Source organism: Floccifex sp., from assembly GCF_051873555.1.
In the GTDB taxonomy this organism is placed as follows: Bacteria; Bacillota_I; Bacilli_A; order Erysipelotrichales; family Erysipelotrichaceae; genus Floccifex.
The window spans coordinates 1-6652 of sequence record NZ_JBJEEY010000132.1; the positions used below are offsets into that span (position 1 = coordinate 1).

Below are 6652 nucleotides of genomic sequence, written 5' to 3' on the forward strand. Positions count from 1 at the left end.
CTATCGATATTATCTTACTTCTAAAAAAAATGGTGCAAACTTCTAAACACGGGAAGGAACCAACCATCCTTATCATGATCGCATGTTGAATACAACCAATGTATTGGAATTAGAAATAAAATATATTTTTGGAAAAGCACATATTTATTAGTTTTTTGAGGTTCAAAAGAGTAAAATAAAAGTAAATAGTCATATAGGAGGAATTATAATTATGGCAAATCGTTTTATCTTAAATGAAACTTCTTATCATGGAAAAGGTGCTATCCAGGAAATTCCAAATGAAATCAAAGCAAGAGGTTTCAAAAAAGCATTCGTAGCTTCGGATCCAGATTTAATCAAATTTGGTGTGACAAAAAAAGTAACAGATTTATTAGATGCTGCAGGTATTGAATATGTTATTTACAGCAACATTCAACCAAATCCAACAATTGAAAACGTACAAACAGGGGTTAAAGCATATGCAGAAGCTGATGCAGATGTGATTGTTGCGATTGGTGGAGGATCGAGTATGGATACTTCTAAAGCCATTGGTATTATTAATACAAACCCTGAATTTGCGGATGTACGTTCATTGGAAGGGGCTTCTGCTACAACAAAACCTTGTACACCAATATTAGCAGTTCCTACAACAGCTGGAACAGCAGCAGAAGTTACCATTAATTATGTAATCACAGATCCAGAAAATAAACGTAAATTTGTTTGTTGTGATCCACATGATATTCCAGTGGTTGCTTTTGTGGATCCAGATATGATGGCAAGTATGCCAGCTGGTTTAACAGCAGCTACAGGTATGGATGCTTTAACACATGCCATTGAAGGGTATATTACAGCTGGTGCATGGGAATTAAGTGATATGTTCCATATCAAAGCCATTCAATTAATTGCGAAAAACTTGCGTGCAGCTGTTCAAAATGATCCAGTGGGACGTGAACAAATGGCTCTTGCACAATATATTGCTGGTATGGGATTCTCTAATGTTGGTTTGGGTGTAGACCATGCTATGGCACATACTTTATCTGCTTATTATGGAATGCCACATGGAAAAGCATGTGCAACTTTACTTCCAACTGTTATGGCATACAATGCCGATGCAACGGGTGAAAAATATCGTGATATCGCAGCTGCTTTTGATGTAGAAGGTGCTTATACAAAACCTCTTGAAGAAGTACGTGAATTAGCAGTAGCAGCGGTTAAAAAATTAGGAGAAGACGTTGGTATTGAAATGTCATTAAAAGGTGTTGTACCTATGGAAGACATTGATGCTTTAAGTGCTGATGCTGCAAAAGATGCATGTGCACCTGGAAATCCTAAACCAGCTTCTATCGATGATATTAAAGCGATGTTCTTATCTTTAATGTAAAAAAGCCTTCGGGCTTTTTTTAGTTATGTATTTTCTTAGAAATTGGAATGAATATAGCGCCTATGGTATTTCCAAGTGAAATGATAAGAATATCAATCAATGTTGTAATGGACCATGCATCTGCAATGGAAAAATAAAACATATCAGCTATACAGTGTTCAAATCCACATAAAATAAAGACAGCTACACAGATGAATAATAAGAATGGGTTTTGACATTTTTTATAGCCATCTACCGCAATAAACATTAATAAACCACAGAAAATACCTAATACAAACAGGCTCAATAAAGAATCATTCAATTTGATTTCACAAATGATTTTTGCACTTTCCTGTAGAGATAAACGAGTAAAAGAAAGTAGAAAAGAGGTTAGCCATGTTCCTAGTAAATTTCCTGTCCAAATTAAGAATAAATCTATGCAATAGGAAATTTTTTGTTCAATGATATATCCAATTTTTCCGGTAAATAAGTTCAATCCATGAACACAAATGGCATATAGTCCAACCGCAAAAAATAGGGCTCCTATGACTTTATTGTCCAAAGATAAATAAATGGTTCCTCCAATTCCAATGGCTATTCCAGCTAAAATAGCTAAATAAAATGTTTTAATGTATCTCATGATATCCTCTCTAGTCCATAAAAAAACTGGACAAATATATTGCCCAGACGGTCGGCTCTTTATTTCATACTCCATGTGGTCTATTCCACTTCCGTCAGTCGTATGATGGCTTTATTATATCATTCAAAAAAGAAAACGCAAGAAATCTATATTTGTTTATTTATATAAATGTTGTAAAATAAAAGAAACAAAGAAGCTATACATGGAGGTATATACTATGGCTGAAAAAGATTTAAAGGAGATCGAAGTTGTTGAAGCTGAGGCAAAACCAGCAAAGAAAACGACTCGTAAAAAAGCAACAAAAAAAGTAGAAGAAGAAAAGAAACCGGCTAAAAAAGCTACAAAGAAAGTAGCTGAAAAAGAAGAAAAACCGGTGAAAAAATCAGCAAAGAAAACAATTGATCAAGTAGAAGAAAAGCCTGCTAAGAAACAAACAAAAAAAGCTGTAAAGAAAACAGAAGCTGTAAAGAAAACAGAAGAAGAAAAGAAACCGGCTCGTAAACCTCGTAAGACAAAAGTAGAAGAACCAAAAGAAGAAGTGGTTATTGAAGTTGTAGAACCAAAGGAAGAACCAGTAATAGAACAAACAATGGAGGAACCAGTGATTGAAGAGGCTGTTGTTCAGGAAGTGGTAGAAGAAGTGCAATCTGATTTACCTCAACCAAGACGAAGCGTTGCCTTTATTGCTTCAGAATGTTTCCCATTTGTTAAGACAGGTGGATTAGGAGATGTAATGTATGCTTTGCCAAAAGCTTTGGTTCAATTAAATTGTGATGTACGTGTATTAATTCCAAATTATCGTTGCATTCCATATAAATACAAAGAAAGAATGGTTTATCGTGGATCTTTCCATATGGATTTATGTTCCGATGGTCGTTCCTTCTATGTAGGAATCATGGAATATATTTGGGATGGTGTTGTATATGACTTTATTGACAATGAAGAATTTTTTGGACAAGGAAATCCATATACAAGTATCGTAGGCGACATTCCTAAATTCTGTTATTTTGCCAAGGCTTCTTTAGCTGCTCTAAATTATATGAACTGGACACCAGATGTCATTCATTGCCACGATTGGCAAGCGGCTTTGGTTCCTGTTTTCTTGAAAACAATGTTTGCACCAACACCAGTTGGTCGTGCTAAAACTATTTTAACGGTACATAATTTACGTTTCCAGGGAATCTATAATGTTCCTACAATTCAATATTGGACAAATCTACCTTATCATGTATTCCATACAGGTGGATTAAAACAAGGAAATAACGATGCGAATATGTTAAAAGGTGGCTTAACATTTGCTGATGTTGTCACAACAGTAAGTACTACATATGCACAAGAAATTCAAACACAGGAATATGGTGAATTATTAGATGGACATTTACGTTATCATTCCAATAAATTAGTTGGAATTGTAAATGGTATTGATATTGATATCTGGAATCCAGCTACTGATGAATATTTGGCAAGTCCATATGATTTATCAAATGTTGTTTCTCAAAAAGTTGGAAATAAAATGGCACTTCAAGAAGAATTAGGACTGGATCATGATCATTCGAAATTCGTTTTGGGATTGGTTTCTCGTTTAACAGATCAAAAAGGATTGGATTTAGTAAATGCAATTCTACCACAAATCATGGATGACTTTACACAAGTTGTGATTTTAGGAACGGGTGATAAAGTGTATGAAGATTCGTTTAGAAAATTTGAAAACGACTACAAAGGAAATGTATCCGCAAGCATTATGTATGATGAAGGACGTTCACATAAAATCTATGGTGGAGTAGATGCACTATTAGTTCCTTCTCGTTTTGAACCATGTGGATTGACACAATTAATTGCGATGCGCTATGGAACAATTCCTGTTGTTCGTGAAACAGGTGGATTAAAAGATACTGTGGAACCATATAATGAAAATACAAATCAGGGAAATGGATTCACATTTGATCGATACGATGCTTCTTTATTATTAGATGCCATCAATCGTGCAAAATCATTGTATTTCAATAATCGCTGGTGCTGGGATGAAATGGTACAAAGAGACATGGCTAAAGATGTTTCCTGGGAAAATTCTGCGAAACAATATCGTCAATTATATGTAGATATCACAAAATAGAGATTCTATGAATCTCTATTTTTAGGTCATAGTCATGAAAATAATTTCATATAGTATTTCGGATAAAAAAAATAACGAAGATATTTATTCGTATTCAAATTGTCATGTATTGGTCATTGACGGAGCTACTGGTTTATCAAAAAATAAGACTTCAAAAGAAGAAGTTGTGTGGTTTGTGCAACAATTAAAAAAAGAAATTGATGCGCACATTTATTTGTCTTTGTCTTTGTCTCAAATTGTAGAAGAAGCTTTAAATAAAATTCAAAGTCATTATAAAGACATAGATAAATTTGACAATATTGAATTACCCAATGCCTGTATATCTTTATTTCGATTTCAAAACCAGGAATTGGAATATTATGGTTTAGGCGATTGTTGTGGAGTCATTGAAACAATAGATGGAAATATTACATGTTTTGAAGATACAACTATTTCAATGTTAGATCAGGAAGTCATTGATCATATGATGAGCTTATCCAAGCAAAAAAATATTTCATTTTTAGAAACCAGAAAATTACCGGAAATTCAAGAACACATTATTAAAAATCGAAGATGTGCCAATACTTTGTATTTTATTTTAGATCCAACTAAAAAAGGAATTTCACATGCCATTGAAAAAAGATGGCCCTTAAAAAATATTAAACGCATCTGTGCCATGAGTGATGGCTTTAGTCAAATTATGAACATTCCTGGTTATGAAACCATGAATAAAGTATTAGAAGGAATTGAAAATAATCCAGAAAAAATTCAAAGAGATTTATATGATTTTCAGCAACAAGATGCACAGTGCATTCAATTGCCAAGATTGAAAAAAAGAGACGATACAACATATGTTTTTGTTCGATTTTAAAGGAGAATTCAATGAAAAAGAAAAACAATGATGAATTCATTTATCCTGTTAATCCATATGACCCTTTTTATGATGCTTATTTTACTGGATTAATTCAAGATACACCTTTAAATCGATGGGCTTTATATTTATCGCTTCAATCACCTGTAACATCCAAACAAAAGTCTGTTAAACCCAAAACAAAGAAACAATCAATTCATGATGTACGCATACAAATGGAAGATAACTTAAGAGATAGTATGCAACGATTATTGACAAGAGAAAGATATTCAAGACAGGGTTTAGTTGAATATGTTTCGTTTAAAAAATGGAATAAAAAATGGGCAGAAGATTTTGTAGATTCTTTACATATAGATTTTGATGTGCAAGCAAAATTAAGAGGATTGGAATGCATAAAAGAAGGATTAAATGAAATAGAAGTAAAAAATATATTGGAAAAAGAAAAATATAGTATGGTTCAAATTCAAAATGTTTTAAATTTTTGTTTTAATAAAGAAAATGAATTAGCTCTTCAAAAATCGAAAGAATACCTGGAATTAGGGATTTCTTTTGAAGAATGGATCTCTAAATTAAAATTTGATGGTTTTGAATCTTGTATCGACTATTTATTATGGACACAATCCATTGATTTTAGCCATCAAGCTTATCTAAGAGCTAAAATAGAAGACTTATCCACTGTAGATGAATTGATGTTACGAGGTTTTAGTCATGAACAAAGTAAATATGCGATAGAAAGGATTCGAAATGAAGGAAATTAAATTAATTGTCAGTGATATTGATGGAACATTAATTGATTCTAAACATGAGTGTCCGATTCAAAATCAAAAAGGAATTGATTATGTTCGAAAAAAAGGAATTCCCTTTGCGATTGGAACAGGAAGACCTTATGCTATGGTTAAGAAAAACTTAAAAAAATGGGGTTTAGAAAACTTATGTGATTATTTGGTTTGCAACAATGGAGGGACTGTTATTGATTGTAAAAAACAAACAGAAGTGAATCAAAATCATCTTTCCAAAGAAGTGATTTTTCAAGTCATCGAGGCTTTTGAAGATTTAGAAGTATCTTTATGTGTATTTGACGAAGATACATTGGTCACAAACCAAATGACAGATGCCTATCATCGTCGTTGTAAAGAAGCACATATACATAAAAAATGCGAAGACTTAAAAAATTATATTTCGCATTCGTATCCAAAGATGTTATTGATCAGTGAAAATGACATACAAAAAGAAATATTGAAAAGATTTGAACAAATACAACCATCAAATTATCGGATGTTTGCCAGTTCACCGATTTTAACCGAAGTCGTTAATCCGAATTTAAGTAAAGTTGTTGGGATTGATGTTTTGTGTCAGCAACTGCATATTAATAGAGAAAATGTCCTTTGTTTTGGAGATGAAATGAATGACTTTGAAATGTTATCTTCTTTTAAAGGCGTTGCCATGGAGAATGCAGTCAATCCAATAAAAGAAATATGTGAATACCAGACTTCTTCTTGTCAAGAAGGGGGTGTTGGTGAATTTTTATTAAAGCATTTTTAAGATGAATTACCAAAATATAAGTGGTTCAATTAGAATCACTTTTTTCTTTGTCACATTGTTTTCACAATTCATATAATGTAAATAATATATTATTTGATGTAAAAAATAACCGGATTTAGAATATTTAAATATGATAAGATGTATTTACCAAATAAGACAGAATAATAT

At 32.4% G+C, this 6652-nt stretch carries 6 protein-coding genes and 1 riboswitch; of the genes, 5 read left to right on the forward strand and 1 reads right to left on the reverse strand.

The annotated features are described in order from the left end of the window. The first annotated feature begins 211 nt into the window (after positions 1-211). Positions 212-1360: a lactaldehyde reductase gene (fucO, locus tag ACI32A_RS07560; protein WP_439754436.1), complete on the forward strand. Its 1149-nt coding sequence runs from the start codon at positions 212-214 to the stop codon at positions 1358-1360. Between the two features lie 19 nt (positions 1361-1379). Here fucO and ACI32A_RS07565 read toward each other — a convergent pair whose 3' ends face one another. Then, positions 1380-1979, reverse strand: a complete 600-nt coding sequence (locus ACI32A_RS07565; RefSeq protein ID WP_439754437.1) for a formate/nitrite transporter family protein — start codon at positions 1977-1979, stop codon at positions 1380-1382. Positions 1980-2013: 34 nt separating this feature from the next. After that, positions 2014-2091: riboswitch (ZMP/ZTP riboswitch) on the reverse strand. Between the two features lie 105 nt (positions 2092-2196). On the opposite strand from ACI32A_RS07565, the gene ACI32A_RS07570 reads away from it, so the two are divergent. The 4 genes from ACI32A_RS07570 to ACI32A_RS07585 are packed head-to-tail and all read left to right on the forward strand — an operon-like array spanning position 2197 to position 6484. Next, complete coding sequence (locus ACI32A_RS07570) at positions 2197-4092, forward strand: glycogen synthase (RefSeq protein ID WP_439754438.1); 1896 nt, start codon at positions 2197-2199, stop codon at positions 4090-4092. A gap of 34 nt (positions 4093-4126) precedes the next feature. Beyond that, the gene (locus ACI32A_RS07575) at positions 4127-4942 is read left to right on the forward strand and encodes a hypothetical protein (protein ID WP_439754439.1); all 816 of its coding nucleotides are present in this window, start codon (positions 4127-4129) and stop codon (positions 4940-4942) included. Positions 4943-4953: 11 nt separating this feature from the next. After that, complete coding sequence (locus tag ACI32A_RS07580; protein WP_439754440.1) at positions 4954-5700, forward strand: hypothetical protein; 747 nt, start codon at positions 4954-4956, stop codon at positions 5698-5700. Next, positions 5687-6484: an HAD family hydrolase gene (locus ACI32A_RS07585; protein ID WP_439754441.1), complete on the forward strand. Its 798-nt coding sequence runs from the start codon at positions 5687-5689 to the stop codon at positions 6482-6484. Before ACI32A_RS07580 ends, ACI32A_RS07585 begins: the two co-directional genes overlap by 14 nt. Positions 6485-6652: the final 168 nt, after the last annotated feature.